The organism is Paenibacillus taichungensis, from assembly GCF_003287275.1.
Lineage (GTDB): Bacteria > Bacillota > Bacilli > Paenibacillales > Paenibacillaceae > Paenibacillus > Paenibacillus taichungensis_A.
Genome location: NZ_QEVW01000010.1, coordinates 73,639 through 93,329 on the forward strand (window position 1 = coordinate 73,639; position 19,691 = coordinate 93,329).

19 protein-coding genes are annotated in these 19,691 nt (G+C 48.0%); 14 read left to right on the forward strand and 5 right to left on the reverse strand.

Translation table 11 applies throughout. The features are described 5' to 3' along the window. Positions 1 to 53 precede the first annotated feature (53 nt). From DC345_RS17295 to DC345_RS17310, 4 genes are all read left to right on the forward strand, one after another. A complete protein-coding gene (locus tag DC345_RS17295; protein ID WP_181586630.1) occupies positions 54 to 1,037 on the forward strand; it encodes an ABC transporter permease in 984 nt (327 codons plus the stop codon). A 182-nt stretch (positions 1,038 to 1,219) separates the two neighbouring features. After that, positions 1,220 to 2,017: an ABC transporter permease gene (locus DC345_RS17300; RefSeq protein WP_113054195.1), complete on the forward strand. Its 798-nt coding sequence runs from the start codon at positions 1,220 to 1,222 to the stop codon at positions 2,015 to 2,017. Between the two features lie 2 nt (positions 2,018 to 2,019). Further along, a complete protein-coding gene (locus DC345_RS17305) occupies positions 2,020 to 2,976 on the forward strand; it encodes an oligopeptide/dipeptide ABC transporter ATP-binding protein (RefSeq protein WP_113054117.1) in 957 nt (318 codons plus the stop codon). Further along, complete coding sequence (locus DC345_RS17310) at positions 2,966 to 3,568, forward strand: ABC transporter ATP-binding protein (protein ID WP_113054118.1); 603 nt, start codon at positions 2,966 to 2,968, stop codon at positions 3,566 to 3,568. The genes DC345_RS17305 and DC345_RS17310 overlap by 11 nt, the downstream gene beginning before the upstream one ends. 337 nt (positions 3,569 to 3,905) lie before the next feature. On the opposite strand, the gene DC345_RS17315 is transcribed toward DC345_RS17310, so the two are convergent. Further along, complete coding sequence (locus tag DC345_RS17315) at positions 3,906 to 5,102, reverse strand: MalY/PatB family protein (RefSeq protein WP_113054119.1); 1,197 nt, start codon at positions 5,100 to 5,102, stop codon at positions 3,906 to 3,908. A gap of 330 nt (positions 5,103 to 5,432) precedes the next feature. Between DC345_RS17315 and DC345_RS17320 the strand changes: the two genes are divergently transcribed. Continuing rightward, the gene (locus DC345_RS17320; protein ID WP_113054120.1) at positions 5,433 to 6,101 is read left to right on the forward strand and encodes a stalk domain-containing protein; all 669 of its coding nucleotides are present in this window, start codon (positions 5,433 to 5,435) and stop codon (positions 6,099 to 6,101) included. Positions 6,102 to 6,340: 239 nt separating this feature from the next. Here DC345_RS17320 and DC345_RS17325 read toward each other — a convergent pair whose 3' ends face one another. Then, positions 6,341 to 8,341, reverse strand: coding sequence for a S9 family peptidase (locus DC345_RS17325; protein ID WP_113054121.1), 2,001 nt, complete (start codon positions 8,339 to 8,341; stop codon positions 6,341 to 6,343). Between the two features lie 343 nt (positions 8,342 to 8,684). Here DC345_RS17325 and DC345_RS17330 point away from each other — a divergent pair, with 343 nt between their 5' ends. The 6 genes from DC345_RS17330 to DC345_RS17355 all read left to right on the forward strand — a co-directional run bounded on the left by DC345_RS17330 (position 8,685) and on the right by DC345_RS17355 (position 12,821). Beyond that, entirely contained in the window at positions 8,685 to 9,257 is a 573-nt protein-coding gene (locus DC345_RS17330) for an STM3941 family protein (RefSeq protein ID WP_113054122.1), read from the forward strand. A 37-nt stretch (positions 9,258 to 9,294) separates the two neighbouring features. Next, positions 9,295 to 10,161, forward strand: coding sequence for an aldo/keto reductase (locus DC345_RS17335; protein ID WP_113054123.1), 867 nt, complete (start codon positions 9,295 to 9,297; stop codon positions 10,159 to 10,161). Positions 10,162 to 10,351: 190 nt separating this feature from the next. Beyond that, positions 10,352 to 10,762 (forward strand): GntR family transcriptional regulator, encoded by a 411-nt coding sequence (locus DC345_RS17340; RefSeq protein WP_113054124.1) that lies wholly within the window; start codon positions 10,352 to 10,354, stop codon positions 10,760 to 10,762. Then, positions 10,755 to 11,453 (forward strand): ABC transporter ATP-binding protein, encoded by a 699-nt coding sequence (locus DC345_RS17345; RefSeq protein ID WP_113054125.1) that lies wholly within the window; start codon positions 10,755 to 10,757, stop codon positions 11,451 to 11,453. The genes DC345_RS17340 and DC345_RS17345 overlap by 8 nt, the downstream gene beginning before the upstream one ends. Then, a complete protein-coding gene (locus tag DC345_RS17350) occupies positions 11,450 to 12,190 on the forward strand; it encodes a hypothetical protein (protein WP_113054126.1) in 741 nt (246 codons plus the stop codon). The genes DC345_RS17345 and DC345_RS17350 overlap by 4 nt, the downstream gene beginning before the upstream one ends. A gap of 133 nt (positions 12,191 to 12,323) precedes the next feature. Continuing rightward, positions 12,324 to 12,821, forward strand: a complete 498-nt coding sequence (locus DC345_RS17355) for an LURP-one-related/scramblase family protein (protein ID WP_113054127.1) — start codon at positions 12,324 to 12,326, stop codon at positions 12,819 to 12,821. 151 nt (positions 12,822 to 12,972) lie between these two features. On the opposite strand, the gene DC345_RS17360 is transcribed toward DC345_RS17355, so the two are convergent. Together DC345_RS17360 and DC345_RS17365 are read right to left on the reverse strand one after the other, a co-directional pair. Then, entirely contained in the window at positions 12,973 to 13,866 is an 894-nt protein-coding gene (locus DC345_RS17360) for a WYL domain-containing protein (RefSeq protein WP_113054128.1), read from the reverse strand. Then, a complete protein-coding gene (locus DC345_RS17365) occupies positions 13,814 to 15,169 on the reverse strand; it encodes a helix-turn-helix transcriptional regulator (RefSeq protein ID WP_113054129.1) in 1,356 nt (451 codons plus the stop codon). Before DC345_RS17365 ends, DC345_RS17360 begins: the two co-directional genes overlap by 53 nt. A gap of 511 nt (positions 15,170 to 15,680) precedes the next feature. Between DC345_RS17365 and DC345_RS17370 the strand changes: the two genes are divergently transcribed. The 3 genes from DC345_RS17370 (at position 15,681) to DC345_RS17380 (ending at position 18,565) form a co-directional block, all read left to right on the forward strand. After that, positions 15,681 to 17,174 carry a TROVE domain-containing protein gene (locus DC345_RS17370; RefSeq protein WP_113054130.1) on the forward strand — a complete coding sequence of 498 codons (1,494 nt, stop codon included), beginning with the start codon at positions 15,681 to 15,683 and terminating at the stop codon, positions 17,172 to 17,174. Between the two features lie 25 nt (positions 17,175 to 17,199). Then, positions 17,200 to 18,006, forward strand: coding sequence for a nucleotidyltransferase domain-containing protein (locus DC345_RS17375; protein ID WP_113054131.1), 807 nt, complete (start codon positions 17,200 to 17,202; stop codon positions 18,004 to 18,006). 307 nt (positions 18,007 to 18,313) lie between these two features. After that, the gene (locus DC345_RS17380; RefSeq protein ID WP_063567677.1) at positions 18,314 to 18,565 is read left to right on the forward strand and encodes an RNA-binding protein; all 252 of its coding nucleotides are present in this window, start codon (positions 18,314 to 18,316) and stop codon (positions 18,563 to 18,565) included. Between the two features lie 196 nt (positions 18,566 to 18,761). Here the strand turns inward: DC345_RS17380 and DC345_RS17385 are convergent, their stop codons facing one another. Then, complete coding sequence (locus tag DC345_RS17385) at positions 18,762 to 19,682, reverse strand: AEC family transporter (protein ID WP_063567676.1); 921 nt, start codon at positions 19,680 to 19,682, stop codon at positions 18,762 to 18,764. Positions 19,683 to 19,691 lie beyond the last annotated feature (9 nt).

The following is a 19,691-nucleotide window of genomic DNA, read 5'->3' on the forward strand; positions in this document are numbered from 1 at the left end:
AAACGCTGCGGTAGCTTTAGCCTGAATTGGGGAGAGATTGGATGGAGGACAGGATGAGATGGGTCAGATTTGTCGGATTTAAAATGCTGCGGCTGTTATCTTTGCTGGCAGGAGTCAGCGTGGTGTCGTTTATATTAATGCAGTTCTCTCCGGTGGACCCGGTGGAGGCCTACATTGGTGGAGATATGATCAGGGTGAGCGCAGAACAGCGCAGTCTTATTGAGGATCGCTGGGGACTCAATGATTCACCCGTAGAACGGCTGCTTACTTGGGGGCAGGCACTAGTCCAAGGCGATCTGGGAACATCGATGATCTATAGGCAGCCGGTTGCGGACATCATCCAGGAACGATTCATGAATTCTGTCGCTCTTATGGCGGTGGCTTGGGCGTTATCCGGTCTGATTGGATTCGGTCTGGGTGTTGTTGCTGGCATGAAACGGGACTCGCGACTGGATCGTCTGATCTGTTGGTACTGTTACACACTGGCTTCCACTCCGGTATTCTGGATCGCGCTGTTACTGCTTATGGTATTCGGTGTATGGCTTGGCTGGCTGCCAATCGGACTTGGTGTACCTGCGGGTATGGCAGCAGATCAAGTGACATGGGGAGATCGGGCCATGCACATGATTCTGCCTGCGTTGACGTTGAGTCTGACGGGCGTAGCCGCTATTGCCTTACATACCCGGCAGAAGCTCGTGGATGTGCTGGACTCGGATTATATTCTTTTTGCGAGGGCACGAGGTGAGCGAGGTGTTCAACTGTTTCGTCGCCATGGGTTCAGGCATGTGGTACTGCCAGCTTTGACGCTGCAATTTGCTTCATTTAGTGAATTGTTCGGTGGAGCTGTGCTCGCGGAGCAAGTGTTTTCCTATCCCGGATTGGGTCAAGCAACGGTCCAGGCGGGATTGCGCGGTGATGTGCCGCTGCTGCTGGGACTTGTGCTGTGCAGTGCGATATTTGTGTTTACAGGCAATATGTTGGCCGATATTCTATACCGTATCATTGATCCGCGCATGAAGGAGGAGGCTATAGGATGAAACAGACATTGGAACGTCCCTCCCGGCCTGCAGTTCAGACTGCACAGCATCCGAAAGTTAACTCTCCCAAAAGTGAAGCGGGGAACAAGAGAAATTGGAGGCGAGTACATCCACGTACTCATGGTGGGAAAGGTTATTCAGGTGGCAGTAATCCTCGTTTCCGTAATCCGCGCAAATGGGCGATGATCTGGGGTGGCCTGGCTGTGATGTGGATTGCCATCGTGTGGCTGACAGGCAGACTGCTTCCGGCAGAATCGACGCTGACCTCCTTAATGGATCGGAATCTGGCTCCAGCCTGGGCACATCCTTTCGGTACGGATTGGCTGGGAAGAGATATGTTCATGCGCACATTAAAAGGGTTAGCAACGAGCATTCAAGTGGGGTTAATGGCGGCTTGTGGCGGCGGACTTATCGCGCTATTGCTGGGGCTCGCTGCTGCTTCAGGGAAGGCTGCGGACCGGGTCATTTCATGGATTATTGACCTCTTCCTGAGTGTTCCTCACTTGGTGTCGCTGGTAATGTTGGCTTTTGTGTTCGGTGGAGGTTTGCCTGGGGTGGCATTAGCGATTGCTCTGACCCATTGGCCGAATCTGGCCCGCATTGTACGGGCAGAGATGATTCAGCTGAGATCAGCAGAGTATATTCACATCTCACGCAGATTGGGTCATTCACGAATGCGTATTGCGGTGCGACACATGCTGCCCCATCTGATCCCGCAGCTGTTCGTGGGAGTGCTGCTGATCTTCCCTCATGCCATTCTGCATGAGGCAGCGATTACGTTTCTGGGGCTGGGGCTGTCGCCGCAGCAGCCAGCGATCGGTATTATTTTATCAGAGTCGATGAGATATTTATCTGCAGGAATGTGGTGGTTGGCTTTTTTCCCAGGTCTCGCATTGTTGTTGGTTGTTAGTGCATTTGATGTGTTGGGCAGTAGTCTGAAGACATTAACGGGAACTGGCAGTTCAAGGGAGGTGGTGTAGACATGGCTCTTCTTGAAGTAGAGGGAGTGTCGGTTTCGTTCCGGCGTGCTCGAGGATGGTTTGGGCACGAGGAGACCCATGCTATTCAGGATCTGAATCTGTCTGTGAATGAAGGGGAGATTGTCGCCGTCGTAGGGGCAAGTGGATCAGGCAAAAGTGTGCTGGCGCAGGCGATCATGGGCATTCTTCCTGCAAATGCGACGATAGAAGGTCGAATTAGCTATGCAGGCGAACCCTTGACCATGGACCGGCAGCTTCATCTGCGCGGCAATGAACTGGTGTACATTCCGCAATCGGTCAGTTATTTGGACCCGTTGTTGAAGGTGGGCAGGCAGGTCCAACCTGTAAGCCAAAAGACAGGGCGCAAGCACGGATCGACGCTCCGATCCACGATGCACAAGGCAGAGCAGGAACTGACGGGACGTTATGGATTGCCACATGGCACGACGGGTAAATATCCGTTTGAACTGTCAGGTGGTATGGCTCGGCGGGTGTTGATGGCAACGGCCACCTCGGGCGATCCGAAAGTCATTATTGCAGATGAGCCCACACCTGGCATCCATCCCGAAGTGCTGGCTGAAACGATGAAGCAATTTAGACAACTGGCCAATGAAGGCGTCGGCATCCTTTGGATTACCCATGATATTACGACTGCCTTAACAGCGGCAGACCGCATATCCGTATTTTATGCAGGCTCCAATGTGGAGACGGCACAGGCATGTGATTTTACAGGTAAGGGCGAAAAATTAAGACATCCATACACGAAGGCGCTCTGGAATGCGTTGCCGCAAAATGAATTTCAACCTCTGTCTGGTACCCAGCCTGAAACAGGTCGGCAGCAGGTAGGCGGATGCTCATTTGCACCACGCTGCATTGGAGCGACCATGGTTTGCACGAGTGAACGTCCTGAGCTGCGCAAGTTCCGCGACGGGGAAGTGAGGTGCATTCATGCCACTTGAGGCTAGAAAGACAGGGTATCGCTATGGTAAGGACGCTTGGGTATTTCAGGATATAAGTATGGAAGTACAGCAGGGGGAAGTTGTTGGTTTGTGGGGGCCCAGTGGATGTGGCAAAACAAGTCTTGGGCGTATCCTTGCAGGGTATGTGGAACCGTTGGCAGGCCAAGTGCTGCTGGATGGGAAGCCGCTTCCCAAAACCGGAGTCTGTCCGGTTCAGCTTGTATTCCAGCATCCGGAGAAAGCGGTGAATCCACGGTGGCGGATGCGCCGTGTCTTGAAGGAAGCGGCAATCGAGGACCAGGAGCTGCTCAATGACTTGGGTATCCGGATGAATTGGCTGGATCGCAGGCCCGGTGAGTTGTCAGGCGGAGAATTGCAACGATTCTGCGTTGCGCGTGCACTCGGCACAGCAACTCGTTACGTGATCGCTGATGAGATGACCACCATGCTGGATGCGATCACACAAGCCCAGATCTGGCATACGGTGATGAATATCGCGCGTCAGCGCAGCCTGGGATTGCTGATCATCAGCCATGATCGGGAGTTGCTGCACAGGTTAAGCGATCGGATTGTGCAGATGCCAACTTCATAGTTTACGGCGTATAAACCGTTTTACAATATAAAAGGGGCGTCCGAGTAGTTGATCATGAACATTAATCATGTTGACTACAGGGACAGCCCCTTTGCAATTTTAACGAAGCCAATGCTTTAACGAACCGAGCGCGCGCTATTAGACGAAATTCTCCAGTTTTGATGTTGGAACGAATTGTAGACACCTTATATGCCCGTATTGTCTGTATTTTCACAGAATTTTGCTATGCATACGATAATAAAGGGGTTGAAGTTTGTTAGCCTTCCCGATTCACGCTAAACTTCCGAATAAGGTGTAATCGATTCGTAGCGTCTTTAGTTTACTTTACCTACCGTGATTATTGGTTCGACAGCCTGCCCACCAGCACAGACAATCTGCGCATGGCTTCTTCCACTGTTGAACGTGGGCAAGCCACATTCATGCGCATGAATCCTGTGCCTTCTGCTCCGAAGATACTTCCATCATTGAAGGCGAGTCCCGCTTCCTTGAGCAGCATCGTACACAGCTGCGCATGTGGAATATTCAACTTTCGGAAATCCACCCACAGCAGGTAAGTCGCTTCTGGAAGTTGGATTCCGATTTGCGGCATATGCTCTGCGACATACTCCTGCACGTATTCCATATTTCCGCGGATATAGGCAAGGCAGTCATCCAGCCATTCTTCAGCACCGTTGTAGGCCGCTTCGGCTGCAACTGCTCCCAACGTGCTGATGTTGGCAAGTCCCATCGTTTTCACGCCCTGCATGAATGATTCACGCAGCTTGGCATTTGGAATGATGATATTGGAGGTGCAAAGACCTGGTATGTTGAACGTTTTGCTTGGTGCTGTACAGATGATGCTGAGATCAGCGACAGCTTCAGAAATCAGGGCCAACGGAGTATGCGCACCGCGTTGGTGGACCAGATCGGCATGAATCTCATCCGAAACGATAATTACATTATATTGCATGCAGAGTGCAGCAAGGCTTTGAAGCTCTTCACGAGTCCATACCCGCCCAACTGGGTTGTGAGGGCTGCACAGAATTAACATTTTGACCCGACCCGTCTTCAGGCAGGATTCCAGATGCTCCAGATCCATAGAATAATGTCCATCGTTCTCCACTAATGGATTGGTCATCAGTTCTCTGCCTTGACCACGTATTACATCATAGAACGGTGCATACACCGGAGTCTGAATTACTACTGCATCTCCCGGTTCGGTGAACCGTTGTACAGCAATGCTGAGTGCAGGCACAATACCTGGGGTGAATACAACCCATTCATCGTTAATGCTCCAGTTATGACGTCGCTCCATCCATCCCGATAGCGCTGCGTGATACGCATCTGTTCGCACCGTATAGCCAAAAATACCATGCTCCATTCGAGTCTTCAACGCTTGAATGACCGACGGCGGAGCAGCGAAATCCATGTCAGCAACCCACATGGGGAGTGCATCTGAGACGCCAAAAATCTCCTCAAGCGCATCCCATTTCTCTGATCCCGTGGAGAGCCGATTAATAGGCTCGTCAAATGTATGATTATTGTTCTTGCTCATTGCTTAAATCCCCCTTGAAATCCGTTCCTTCGACTACAATCGACAGATTATTATCTAATAAATTTGGTGATTTCGCAACTTGTAACAGCGGATGGATTCCAATTTATATAGGGCTGCATCCAGGAATATATTCATGTAATAACAATGAATCGAGCGTGCGTAAAGCAAAATAATGAAACGACTAATTTTGTGCGCCGCTGGTCCTGTTTTCCTCTTAAATCATGTACAAGCTCTCGCCAGATGGTATTATGATTCCAACCTTTGGTTTAGCAATGAAGCAGCAACCGTACATATATTTTCGATAATAGAAACAATCAGGAGGGATTTTGGATGAAAAATAAAAAATGGATGTTAACCGCTGGTGTCTTCGGCATGGTGCTAACGGGATCAGCAGGGGTATATGCAGGAACGCAGTTGGAAACCATCAAAGCTTATTTAAACCATGGGCTAGGCATTGAAGTGAATGGACAGAAGTTCACACCGACAGGTGACAAGGGCAAGAATCTCGCCTCCATTACGTATCAAGGCAGTACTTATCTGCCGGTTCGTTCCATTGCAGATGCGTTGAACACGGAAATAACGTATGATTCGAAAACCAATAAAGTAAGCATTGGTTCCACAAGCAACAGTGGTTCGACTTCAACAGCATCAACAGATAAAAACAATCAGGCTGAAATTGTGAAGGCCAAGTATTTACCAGCTGATTTACCTTTACCAACGGATGCCAAGATAATTAGCCTGATAGAGTCTAGTGTAGACGGCGGCAAGAACAAAATCATCTTTACATATACAACAAAAGAAACGCTGCTGACGGTATGCACTTCATACAAAGGTTATTACCAGAACAAAAACCTCACTCAATACAGCCAAGACGTACAGGGTGAAGGATTCAACGTTATTGCCCGTAAAGAAGGGAAATTTGCTGTATCCATTACTGGTTCCATTTCCACAACCGACAAGGATGTTAACGAAATAACTATTGTATGGGAAGATGAATAAGAAAGCGTGACAACAAGTACTCGTAGCCATGCTTTGATAAAAATAAACATGTGATAGTAACGTAGAACGCAGTATCTACCCTGTTTCCAAACAGTAAAAACCACCAGAGAAGGTCAGGATATGACCGATTCTACTGGTGGTTTTTTTGCTGATCCTGAATTCTTCTCGCACAGGCAGACATAGGTAGAAGGAGAAGGGATATTTATCCTTTATTTCATAAATGTGATCTTATGATGGCGTTACAGGTGCTCATTGAACCATCCAGCAATATGCTCCAGACGACGTACCCTTAAGTGCGGGTGACCTCCGCGAGACAACTCATGATTGGCCCCCGGGAAACGAACGAACCGAGTGGTCTGTCTGCGCCGCTTCAAAGCAACATACAATTGTTCAGCCTGTTCAATCGGACATCGTAGATCCTGCTCACCATGCAAAATCAGCAGCGGCGTGTTGATTTTACCCACGTATGCAAGCGGGGAGTGTTTCCATAACTTCTCGGTGTCATCCCATGCATTACCGCCAATCTGGTCTTCCGTGAAAAAGAATCCAATATCACTGACTCCGTAGAACGAGAGCCAGTTAGAGATGGAACGTTGAGTGACGGCTGCCTTGAAACGGTCGGTATGTCCAACAATCCAGTTGGTCATGAAGCCACCATAGCTGCCGCCAGTGACGCCCAGACGGGACTCGTCGATAAACGGATAACGGGACAACGCATAATCCATGGCTTCCATCAGATCACGATAATCCCCGCCGCCATAATCACCACGGCAGGCATTCACGAATTGCTGTCCATATCCGAGCCCGCCTCTTGGATTAATATATACAACAGCGTATCCCTGTGCTGCGAGGATCTGGAACTCATGCATAAACGTAAAGCCATACATCATATGTGGCCCGCCATGAATCTCAAGGATGGTTGGGACTTTAACTCCTTCCACCATGCCAGCCGGTTTCAGCATCCAGCCTTGCAGTCGCAGGCCATCAGAGGAATCGAACCAGAAGGTCTCGGGTGTGCTAAGTTGGATTTCTTCATCCAGCTGAGGATTGCTATGGGTCAGTTGTATAGGCTCGGCCCCAACTTCATCAGGTTGAGTATATAGAAAGAGATCACCAGGACGAAGTACGTCTGCTACGCCTGCCACAATCTGTCCATTTTCCAGCTCAGCAAACTGATAGAACTCTTTTTCGTCCGGCAAGATGTATTCGGCATGACTGCCATCTTGTGCAAATCGGGCAATCCGAACGCTGCCTTCAATAGTAGCAAGACAGAGAATGGACGAACCATCACGACTGAATACCGGGCCCGTATTAGTCAGGTGTGAACGCATATCACCAACGAGGCTGTGATTGATCTGTACATCCCAATCCTTGCTCAGACATACGGGTTGGCCGCCTGAGATCGGAAGGGTATAGAGCTTGACCAAAGTTGCATTTCCATAGGAGCGGTCGCTGGCAAGCAGTGCAAGGGATTGTCCATCAGGTGCGTACGTCAGCCGGCCGAAAGAGTATCCTTCAGGGGTCAACTGCTGCACGTCAGATCCGTCAGCCTTGGCACGATACACATGGTTCGTCAGGGTGTAATCGTTATGCTTCTCGCCCTCTTCCGGAAACTGAGCGATCCAGGCAATGGACTCTCCATCCGGCGACCACGCATAATCCCCAACGTCATAATGGCCTGTAGTTACAGGGATCGCCTCTCCGCCTTCGATTGGAACACGGAAGAGATGGGTTCGTCGACCGTTCCACAGTCCACCGCTGTCAGATTTCATTCGAATTCGATCCACGACAAGTTCTTGCAGTAGTTTTTTATCTATGTCTTCAGTTTCATCTTCGTCTTTTTCACTCATGTCCACAGAGGACTTTGCAAGCAAAGTGAGCCCATCTGGTGACCAGAGCAGGGAACTGACACCATGCTTCAAATGACTGATTTGCTGTGCTTCACCACCGTCTGAGGCGATCAGCCATACTTGTGTTTTGCCTTCATGCTCTCGTAAAAAAGCAAGCTGTGAACCATCCGGCGACCAAGCAGGAGCGTGATCCTTATCTCCGGATGTGAAAGCTCTGTCCTTCTGGTTCTCCAGGTTAAGGAGTCTCAGGTGAGAAGAATAACCGTCTCGTGCTTCATTTGTTTTCCGGCTTACATATACCAATTGTCCGCCTTGAGGAGACGGGGTTGGATCATTAACCCATGTAATCTGAAAAAGATCTTCCGATGTTATGCCGCGCAGACTCTTCATTGTTTGTCCTCCCACCACGATTCAGATTGTTTTAATTTCCTAACCTTTCCATTTATATTAACGGAAAGCATGAGGCAGGACAACACGATTCTAACGAACGTATTCCTATTTCTTAACAATATCGCTTGTGCCCGAAAGGAATTATTGGAAGCATGACGAATCCTAATGTTGAATAGTCATGAAATAGACGAAAAGCTGTCTGAAAATGATGTTTAATGTCAGTTGGATCTGTTTAATGAACAATGCTCTTTAGGTATATTTGGTAATCCAGCTCATTCAATGAGCTGTACCCCGTTTATATAGATCATTTTTGTCTCAGTCACCATGAAGGAGGATCATCACTTTGTCCACATCCTATGATCAACAGCACGTGGAATACCCGAGCCGGAAACGCATGGCATGGCTTACAGTGGGGGCTGCACTTTTTGTAGCAGCCGGATTTTTTTTGATGTTTGATGATTCTTCAGCCAAGGGATCTGCCATTTCTTCCGTTATAGGCTTGTTCTCCATTTTATTTTTTGGGCTTTGTCTCTGCTACAGCCTGGTGAAGATGATTAAGAAGGAACCTTCCTTTGTTGTCGATGAGCATGGATTTGTGGATTCATCTTCTTACACATCAGGAGGGCTAATTGCCTGGAAAGATGTTGAGAATATTTTTATGTATGAATTCATGGGACAGAAGATGATTGGAGTTAAATTGTGGGACGAGAAAGCCTTTCTGGATCGTCAAAATGGGATGAAGCGCAAATTAATGACGGTAAACAGCAGTAGCATGGTCGATGCTACGGTAAGCATTGCCCAGAACAGCCTAACGTTACCACTGGATCAGTTGTATATCATGATGGTGGAGCGTTGGAAGCGATCGAATGAAGGGGCGAGTGAAGGCAGTAACTTTGATCTGTTTAATAATGAATAGATAGGCAGAAGAGTATTCTCAGATTGGAGGAGTACAGATGCAACAAGGAAATCAGACGCGTACGATCCAGCTGCCCGATGGGACAACACTGCCTGCAATCGGACAGGGAACATGGTACATGGGTGAGAAACAATCCAGTCGAAGAGAAGAAGTTCAGGCACTGCGTTATGGCATTGAACGTGGAATGACAGTGATAGATACTGCTGAGATGTATGCTGAAGGCGGGGCAGAAGAAGTCACTGGTGAAGCGATAAAGGGCTGTCGCGATGATGTATTTCTGGTATCCAAGGTTTATCCTCATCATGCGGATCGTAAGCAGATGATTACCGCTTGTGAGCGCAGCCTTTCGCGTCTGGGTACAGATCGCTTGGATCTGTACTTGCTGCACTGGCGTGGAGATGTGCCGTTGGAAGAGACGGTTGAAGCTCTGGAACAGTTGAAACAATCAGGCAAAATTCTGCGCTGGGGTGTCTCGAATCTGGATACAGAGGACATGCAGGAGTTATGGAACATTCCAAGTGCCCAGCATTGTGCAGTGAATCAGGTGCTGTATCATGCTGCCTCTCGTGGTATAGAATACGAGCTTCTTCCCTGGTTGAGGGAACGCCGTATTCCTGTGATGGCATATTGTCCACTGGCCCAGGGAGGCAGGCTTCGTAAAGAATTGCTGGAGCATTCAGTCATCCGTGAGATTGCCAAAGATCACGGAGTCAGTCCTTCGCAAATTGCGTTATCCTGGGTTATCAGGGATGGAGACATACTGGCGATCCCGAAAGCCGTACAGCTGAATCATGTTGCAGAAAATGCTGCGGCGATGGACGTTATTTTGACCGAAGATGAAATTGTTCGTATCAATGAGGCATTCCCTGCGCCTAAGGGTAAAGTGCCTTTGGATATCGTATAGAAAACTTCTTGTCAGACCGATTACATCATACAATGAACGTAGTTGGGAGAATCAAAAGTAATAAGAGCAGATCTGCGGATCTGTTCTTTTTTTTGCATTTGAAGCTATTTTATACAAATGGGCTTTACAACAACAAATCACTAGTGTACTATGTAACTAACACACAGATACAGAGAGGAGCGAGGATATTGTGAGCATCGAATTTGACAACAACTTGCCAATCTACCTGCAGATTATGCAGTACATCAAAAGACAGATTGTGACCGGAACACTTAAGGCAGGCGATAAAATTCCTTCGGTTCGTGAGCTCGCGGCCGAATTACAGATCAATCCCAATACAGTACAGCGAACATTTCAGGAGTTGGAGCGGGAAGAAGTGGTTGAAACCAAGCGAGGTCTGGGCCGATACGTGACAAGTGAGGAGTCGAAAATTATGACGATCAAAAAAGAGATGGCTGGTGAATTGCTGGAGCGTTTTCTTACAGGAATGCAGGAGCTGGGCATCGAAGAACAGGATATTGTAAATATCGTGGCGGATGCCGTTGCAGAAGGAAAGCAATCATCGCATCGTGATGGAAGAGGAGGAACAGTGAATGAGTAATATTCTTGAGCTGAACCATGTGAGCAAAACGTATGGCGGCAAGAAAGCCCTTCATGACATCACGCTTGATATCGCACCAGGCCGAATTATAGGTCTGCTGGGCAGTAACGGCAGCGGTAAAAGCACTTTGATGAAACTGGTTGCAGGGCTTCTGCACCCCAGCAGTGGAGATGTTCGTGTCACGGGAAAAGCGGTTGGCTTGGAAACGAAGTCGCTGGTATCCTTTATGCCGGACCGCCCGTTGACTGAGAATTGGATGAAGGTACGGGATGCGATTGCGTATTACCGCGATTTCTACGCTGATTTTGATCAAGAGAAAGCGAGAGAGATGCTTGATTTCATGAAGCTTGGAGAGGGAGATAAGGTAAGACATCTGTCGAAAGGCATGAATGAACGACTGCAATTAACACTGGCTCTTTCCCGTAAAGCTCGTCTTTATCTGCTCGATGAACCGATTGGCGGGGTAGACCCGGTTGCACGTGGCAAAATTCTGGATGCGATTGTGAAGTTCTATGACGAAGACAGCAGTCTGATCATTTCTACGCATCTTGTAACAGACATTGAACGGATCTTTGACGAAGTCATCTTCATCCGTGAAGGTGAGATGGTGATGCGGGAAGAGGTCGAGACTCTGCGTCTCAAGTACGGTAAAAGTGTGGATGAGATGTTCAAGGAGGTTTATGCGGAATGATGACATTGCTGAAGTATGACTTTAGAAGGAATTGGAATACATTGTTGGCGGGGCTAGCCGTATTGATTATTGTGCAAATTGGGCTGGCATTGTTCATGTCCGATATATCAGGCAGTGTTATCGGTATTATGGCATATGTCGGAGTAGGCGTATCTATATATGTGAAAATGATTAAAACATACTGGTCCAATATCCGCTCGTACAATCGCCGACTTTTGCCAGTAACAGGACTGTCTCATGTCTTATCCCCGATCATATTCGGAACGCTCTGCGGGCTGGGTTTACTGGTTGTTGCCACCATTCACTATTTTATTTTCAGTGCAACGCATACAGGGATTAACTTTGCCGACTACATTAACGATTCGGGTATTCATGTTTCGGAGATTGTTTCCTTGCTGCTGTTTTCCTGGTGGGTGGCTTTGTTCATGACCATTATCATCTTCCTCTCCATCTCCATTGGAGGCAGCTTCCGCTTTAAAACAGGACCGTGGATTAGTATCGTCGCTTTTTTCGTGTTAACCAACCTTATTAGCTGGCTGGAGAATATCATTTTCTCGGGCCGCTTTAACCCGAATGAGTTGTTTCAAATCACAGAAGGAAATACAGGGATCTCCGTTACGTCCAATCGAATCATGTGGTCAGATGGAACGTGGGCAAGTATCATCTTTGAAATCATCGTTGCTGTGATTTTGGTTGGTGTTGCAGTGTATCTGAATAATAAAAAAGTTGAAGTCTAAGATCAGATTCTGTCAGCTGCAGTTTAGCTGGCAGATTTTTTTATTTGAAGCAATTCCCAATTCTTATACGTAAATAGGATATATGTTGTTTTACAATAAGGTAGAAGGTTTATTTCTTGTGAGGAGGGATTCCATGGAACTCTATTTCAGAGATAATTTCTTTAATGCAGGGTACACCGAGATTATGAACCATCAACAGGAACAGGCGGGTCATCTCGATTTAAAAAGTGCCTTTGGTTCATCGCTTGATGTATTCGATAACTCGGGGCTCATCTGCAGTGGTAAATTCCGCATGTTAAGTAACCGTTGGGATGTAACCTCGGCCGATGGAAGGGAATGGGGTGTCTTAAGGGCGAGGATCAGTCTCTTCAGTAAAAAGTATGAGTATGATGCAGGACCGCGTGGTGTGTATGATGTCTCCGCTCCGGCGTTTTCACAGGAATATGATATCACCGGGATGGGCGGCAAAATCGTGGCAAGCTTCAGGCGTACAAGTGGCTGGTTTGGTTCAGGTGCGTTTGTGTTAGACAACAAATCAGAACAGCTGGATACGGATGAATTGATTGCGGTTGTGATGGGCGTACATGCGATTAATAAAAGAAGAAATTCGGCTGCCGGCAGTGGCGCGTAGACAGAACATATGAACAAAGAGGCTGTCCCTTGGGTCGTTAGCATTAACGGGGACAGCTCTTGTTGTCTTATTTTATTCTAATGAAACGAACACACGCTATTTGTCCCCATTTGCATAAGTTGGACGTTTAACGAATCACAACTAACATGAGCTATGCAGAATCACTGCCATCTGCATTGGCGAAAGGCTTTTCAATGGGGTGGCTGCGCACTCCTCCAGAAGTCCGTTCAGGCAGTGCTTCAAGCTCGGTTTCCGCATAGCGTGCCAATACTTTGGCGGCTGTCTCGGACATTCGCTCTCGAAGCGCAGCATTGTCCGCAATCCGTACCCGTTTGCCCAGAAAACGCATTTTGGAAAGTACGTAATCCATCTCATTCCGCGGAATGGTCAGTTCAATGCGGTACGTCTGTTGGGCTTCCACAAATTCCACCTGCTTCTCGAAGCAAGAAAAGGCATACAGAATTCGCGACAACTCCTGATTGAACTCCGGCAGCACTTCGATCGTTACGGTCGTCTTCCGGTTTTCCGTTAAAATCGCGATTTTGGCAGCATATTGCGAAGCAGTTTCCGGTTGAAGTGGCTGGGCTTCCGCTGTAATGATGCTGTGCAGCTTGGTGGACATCAGTTTGTTGTAGAGTGGAGCATACCAGAGCACGTACCATTCTTTTTTGACCATGGAATATTCGAGCTTGTAGGGGTATCCAAACTGATCCTGGCTGATTCGTCCATTGCGGACACGCCCTGTCAAACGAAACCCTTGATGATGCAAAATCATCTGCCGTAATGGCTTGAGCAGCGGATGAAAGACACTGTTTTCTTCACTTTTGGCTTTTTCGGTCAGGTAATCCTGAAGGTCCAGATCCTGCTCTGCATCCAGCATGTCATGCATTTTGTGCAACGTATTAGGGTGCAGCGCTTCTGGTGCAGCAGGGTGATTCAGCATCATGCGCAGCCAGGCTCGTTCCTGGGAAGTCCAGGTGAACAGTCCGGTTTCATTCAATCTCGTCATCATCTGGTAGTTGAACATCTTCTCGAACAGATTCATAATATTGCGCAATCTCCTTCCATTCCTTAATCATCTCCTGACGCAGCCTCTGTGGAGCAATCACCTCACAGCTTGAGCCAAAACTTCGAAGCCATGGCTTAATCTCGGTGATACCGTTGACCTGGATTTCATACAGAAAGGTATGATCTGTTTCGGGAGTAATCGTTCCCCACTGGCCTTGCAAACGAACCCGATCCAGAATGAAGTTACGCTGGCCATCCTGAGGATGGAAGAATCGTGCTTGAACCGTTACAGTGTTCCCCGTATCCACGAGCCAGCTGTAGCGGCTGATCTCAGCCCACTGTTGCTTTAATTTGAGCATATATTCTTCTTCAATTGAATCCTGTTCCTCTAGCTGTGTAATGCCTTCCATTCGGAACTTCACAAATCCTCGGCGTCCCTGAAATCCAATGACATACCAGCGGCCATACTGATGGTCATAGACAACTTCAAGTGGTACGATCCGGTTGGATCGTCCGCCTGCTTCCCGTTCAAAGCGTGGGTTTGTATTCTGCGAACTGTAGCTGGACGGTTTTTTGGGTGAATAATACAAAAACTGCACATGTTTTCGCTGGCGAATCGCACTAAGCAGAGTGTACAGATGTGCTTCATCCAGAATGCGTGAATAATAGTGGTACTTGTATATAAATGGCTCAGTAGCTTCTTCCTGTGGATAGCTTGTAGCAATGGCTTTTTTGAGACTGTCACGCAATAAATATCCCTGCACGGACGGAACCTGGGTGTTGGCCATAATATCCACAAAATCATACAACTCCAGCTGTTCTTCCACGGATAGCCCCGTAAGTACGTCCTGCTGCAACAGGTAACGATAAGGCCTGCCGCCAGGTTCCTTGCGGATCACCCCGACTTCTTCCAGATACTTCAGATCTGAGCGAATGGTCTTTTCGTCTGGTAATGCCAGATCTTCCGGAAGATCAGCACAGCAGGCATCCAGTAATTCCATAGCGGTTAAAGCCTGATCTTGAAGGGTGTGCAAAAGAACGGAAAGTCGCTGCACTTCAGTCTCTTTCATCGACTTGGCGCGAAAGAGGAAGAGCAGCATGGGCTCAGCAGATTCCCCATACTGGAAACGAACTAGATCCGCCATTTCTTTGTTTTGTTCCGAGCCTGAGCGTTGGTCCGCGACGGTCTGCATGATTTCTTTTAATCTACGCTGGGTTTTATCAAATGTATGTACGGAGATGCCGAGCCGTTCGGCGTACTGTTTACGGTTATACGCACCACTTGTCAGGGACAACATGCGCAGAAATTGAATTTCTTTGTCAAAGCTCTCTTTAGCCATGAATATTCACTCCTTGGTGGCCTGGAGTCAGGCGGATATAGTGGATGACTATGTTGGCAGAACAATTCTTCGTTATATAGAAACATTGGTGATCTTCCCATTTACTATATCCCTACATTGTATCAGGATGAGTGGCTGGTTTCATTTTAAACTTACGGCGGTTGAATCAATTTCATAATACCTTTAGCTGCTTCAATCGTTACAAAACGATATTTTATGAGTTATGAAATTGGTTCGTCGCCATACTTTCGCCATGTTCGCGTGCAAATGCGTGAGGCATAATAAGGGTGTGAAGCGGGGCAGCAACAAACTCTGCGGATCAAGGTTCCGAGGCGCCAGGGAGGGTTACTTCGACTGTTAATCGACCAGGTCGTTGGTTCGAATCCAATCGCCGCCGTTCATGGCGGTGTAGCTCAGCGGTAGAGCGGGTATTATACCTTCCCACCTTTTTCCTCGGAACATTTTATTAGGATATATCAGTAAATAGACTCACACCGGGAGGTCATGAGTGATGAGCAGAGCAAAACAATTATTTAATCAACCTCAGCCAACGACACGTAATCATGGGGGCTACGGAGCCTATGAACGTTTGGTGGAGGAACAATATATACAGATGTTGATGACCAATACATTGAACAATACGTTTTATGCAGATACACAACAGCTCATGGACGATGCGATGGTCAGTCATCAGGAGATGGCTGAGGTCGATGCAGGGTTTATGGCGCGGGCGCTGGTCTATGCTCGTAATGAAGGCTTGATGCGGTTACAGCCACTATACGGGCTGGCACTCTTGTCCAAGGTGGATCCGAATCAGTTTGCAAAGGTATTCTCCCAGGTGGTACAGACACCGGCTGACTTGGCCGATTTTCTGACGATTCTTAGAGGAACGGGTCGGGGGCAGGGTGGTCGAGCGGTGAAGCGACAGGTGAGTCAATTTTTGAACGGTATTACTGAATATTGGGCAATCAAATACAACGGGCGCGGACGTGGATACAGTCTGGGCGATATGATCGCTACAGCACACCCCAAGCCGACAGATATGAAGCAGCAAGCCTTGTTTCGTTATTTGCGAGGACATGAGGTGGATCTTACGGACCTGCCGCAGTTGCAGGCGCTGGAAAAGTTGAAGGCAACCCCAAACCCTGCAAGTCGGATGCATCTGATCGAAAAAGGCAAACTTCCGTATTCGGTGATCACATCGATCATGCAGCCGACACGTACGGTATGGGAGGCGTTGATGTCCCAGATGCCCACCTTTGCATTGTTACGTCATCTGAATGCGATGGATCGGGCGGGAGTGTTTGAAAAATCGAAAAATATCGATTACGTAACGGGCCGTCTTACGGATGCAGAATCCCTGCGTAAGTCGCGCATTTTACCTTTCCGCTTCGCCAGTGCGTATGAAATGATCGCCAGAGAAGAGCTGCGCTCTGCTTTGCGGGAAGCGGTGGAGCTATCGATTGGCAACCTGCCATCGCTGCCGGGAAGAACCGCCATATTCCTGGATCGCTCCGGTTCCATGCAAGGGGATTATTTACGGATTGGATCGGTGCTGGCACTGGCACTTTATAAACAAACACGAGGCAACTCGCTGTTCTGGTTATTCGACCACATAGTTGAGGATGCTCGTCCCAAGATGGATGAAAGCATCCTTTCCCAAGCTCATCGGATTCGCGCACAAGGTGGAACTGACACGGGACGGCCTGTCCGAGAGCTGCGGGATATTGGAGAGAAAGTGGATCAGATCATTATGATCACCGATGAACAGCAGAATGAAGGCAGTCCGTTATATGCTGAGCTTGAACGTTATCGCCGGATGATGAATCCGGACCTGAAAGCATTTATCGTGGATATTGCACCTTATCAGCAGGCAATGGTGCCGCCACGGGATGGCAAAACCTTTTATATCTATGGGTGGAGTGAAACGGTACTGACGTATATTGCTGAGACTGTAGCGGGATATGATACACTTGCGAGCCGGGTGAGAGAGATAGAGATTTAAATTGGAAAATGTGGAGGGCACAGAGATGACTCATGTTCATGAAGAAATGAGAGATACGATTAGACAGCAGCTGAAGCAGATTGAACAGGAGGAGCAGGTGCGGATCATCTATGCCTGTGAATCGGGCAGCCGGGCATGGGGATTTCCTTCACAGGACAGCGATTATGATGTTCGTTTTCTGTATGTGAGACCGCTGGAATGGTACTTGTCCATTGAGGATAAAAGGGATGTTATCGAACGCCCGATCAGTGATCAGCTTGATATAAATGGTTGGGATTTACGCAAAGCCTTGAAGCTGTTTCGCAAGTCGAATCCGCCGCTGCTGGAGTGGCTGCAATCCCCGATTCAGTATGACGAACCGTACAGCGTGGCAGAGCATATTCGTACACTATCGCCTTTGACCTTCTCGCCAAAGTCCTGTATGTACCATTATCTGAATATGGCGAAGGGAAACTTCAGGGATTATCTGCAGGGTGAACAGGTGAAGATCAAAAAGTATTTCTATGTGCTGCGCCCACTGCTCGCCTGTGGATGGATCGAACGTTATGATGCGATGCCACCGATGGCATTTGAAGAGCTGGTGCAAGAGCTTGTTCCTCAGAGCGCGCCGCTCTATACGGAAATCCATGAACTGCTGCGCCGGAAAAAGGCCGGCGAGGAACTCGACCTGGAACCGCAGCTACCCGCCATACAGGCTTTTTTGGCGGAGAAGATTGCGTATTTTGAACAATTGGCCGCCCAGCTGGAGAATGAACAGATTATTCAATATGAAGAACTGGACCGTATCTTCCGTTTTGCACTGCAAGAGGTGTGGGCGGCAACCTTCGATTAAAGTATAAGGTCCTGCGTATTTGCACATCAAAAGTCTGAACCGGTGGGCCCACGTTTGTAACAGGATCGGAGAAGTGTGCGACTTCTGATCCCTTTGGAGTCAAGGTAATAGTACAGGTTTGGTATATCCAAGCCTGTTTTTGTTTATTTTTCGTCAAAATATTTCATTCAAGATAATTAAAATTAGGAGTTTTAACGTTAATATAAATAACTAAAGCCCTATATGTTTCCAATCCATTCTGGGTAATAATTAATAGTAAGCAAGTGGTCATTGGAATCTCACAACGTAACGATAGGGGGTAACCTGTATGGCGTCAATGATTCTGCTGGTGAAACAGACGGAAGATGATGAAAAGGTTATTTATCGATTCGGACCGAATGAGCGGAAGATGGGACTCATTGAAATGAATAAGGTCAAGGAAAGTGTGAAGGAACTGGAGCCTGTTCAGGTGGAGGGTGTCAGTCCGAGTTTTTATTTTAATCGGGCCGCGCAGCGACTGGTTCGATGTTTGTTCAGAGAAGGTGGTAAGTTCCCTGAACGGACGACATGTGAATCTTAGTTTTCTTAGGGCTGGTCAATCATATAATGGACTCGATCAGATCGAATATGCAGGTAACAAAAGAAGTTCAAGCTCATCCGGAGACGGCTGTGTTTGGACTTTTTTAGTTGTGCAGGCTTTGTGCTGACTTCTCCTCAGACCAAATAAAGCCCACAGCTCCGTTGAGGAGAGTGGACTAGTTATTTTTGCCTATAGGTCAGAACGTCTTCGCAAACGAAATCAGTGCGGTAATTGTAATGATGTTAAGCAACGTCGAGATTAGTACCGTCTGGGCGGCAAAGTCTGGCTCGTTATCGTATTCCTCGGCTAGAATGGACGCATTGACTCCGGTAGGCATGCCGGATGCGATAATAAGGGCCTGAGCGGCAATACCTTGCAAACCGAGCAGCAGCACAATGGAAATCCCGATGGCCGGGCCAATCAGCAAACGCAGAAATGTGCTAATATACACATCAAGACGATACAGGCGAATTGGATATTTTACAATTTGGGCGCCGAGTGTCAGGAGTGCTACAGCGACCATACTTTGTTGCGCGTAAGTCAGCGGCATGGACAGGAAAGTGGGCAGTGGAATATTTCCCATATGAAACAAAATGCCGAGTAACAGCGCATAAGGAACGGGCATTTTTAGAAATCCAATGATCACCGCACGGTAATTGCCTTTGAGCTTCGCGCCCTGAATGGACAGCACACCATAGGTAAACGTCAGCAATGCCTGTAAAGACATGACCAGTGCCTGAATGGAAGAGGCCAGCGGATCACCACGAAATACCAGGGAGTTGATGGGCAGACCATAATTGCCTGCGTTGTCCAGCATGATGCTGTTGTTGAAGGCGGCCTTCATGCCTTTGTTCATGCGAAGCGAGCGAGCGAACACAGACCCCACAATATAGAGAATAAGTACATATAAGGCGTAAAAGAGTGTTACGGTACCAAGCAATTCCCCCGACATATCGGAGTGATACATGCTCATAAAGACGGCTGCGGGGGTAATACAATAGAAATTGATTTTGGCGAGGGTGTACAAGTCCAACTTGAACACCTTTTGCATCCAGGACCCGACGGCAATCAGGAGAAAGACGGGCAGGACGACTTCAAGCATGATGTCTGCAATCATCAGTTCAGC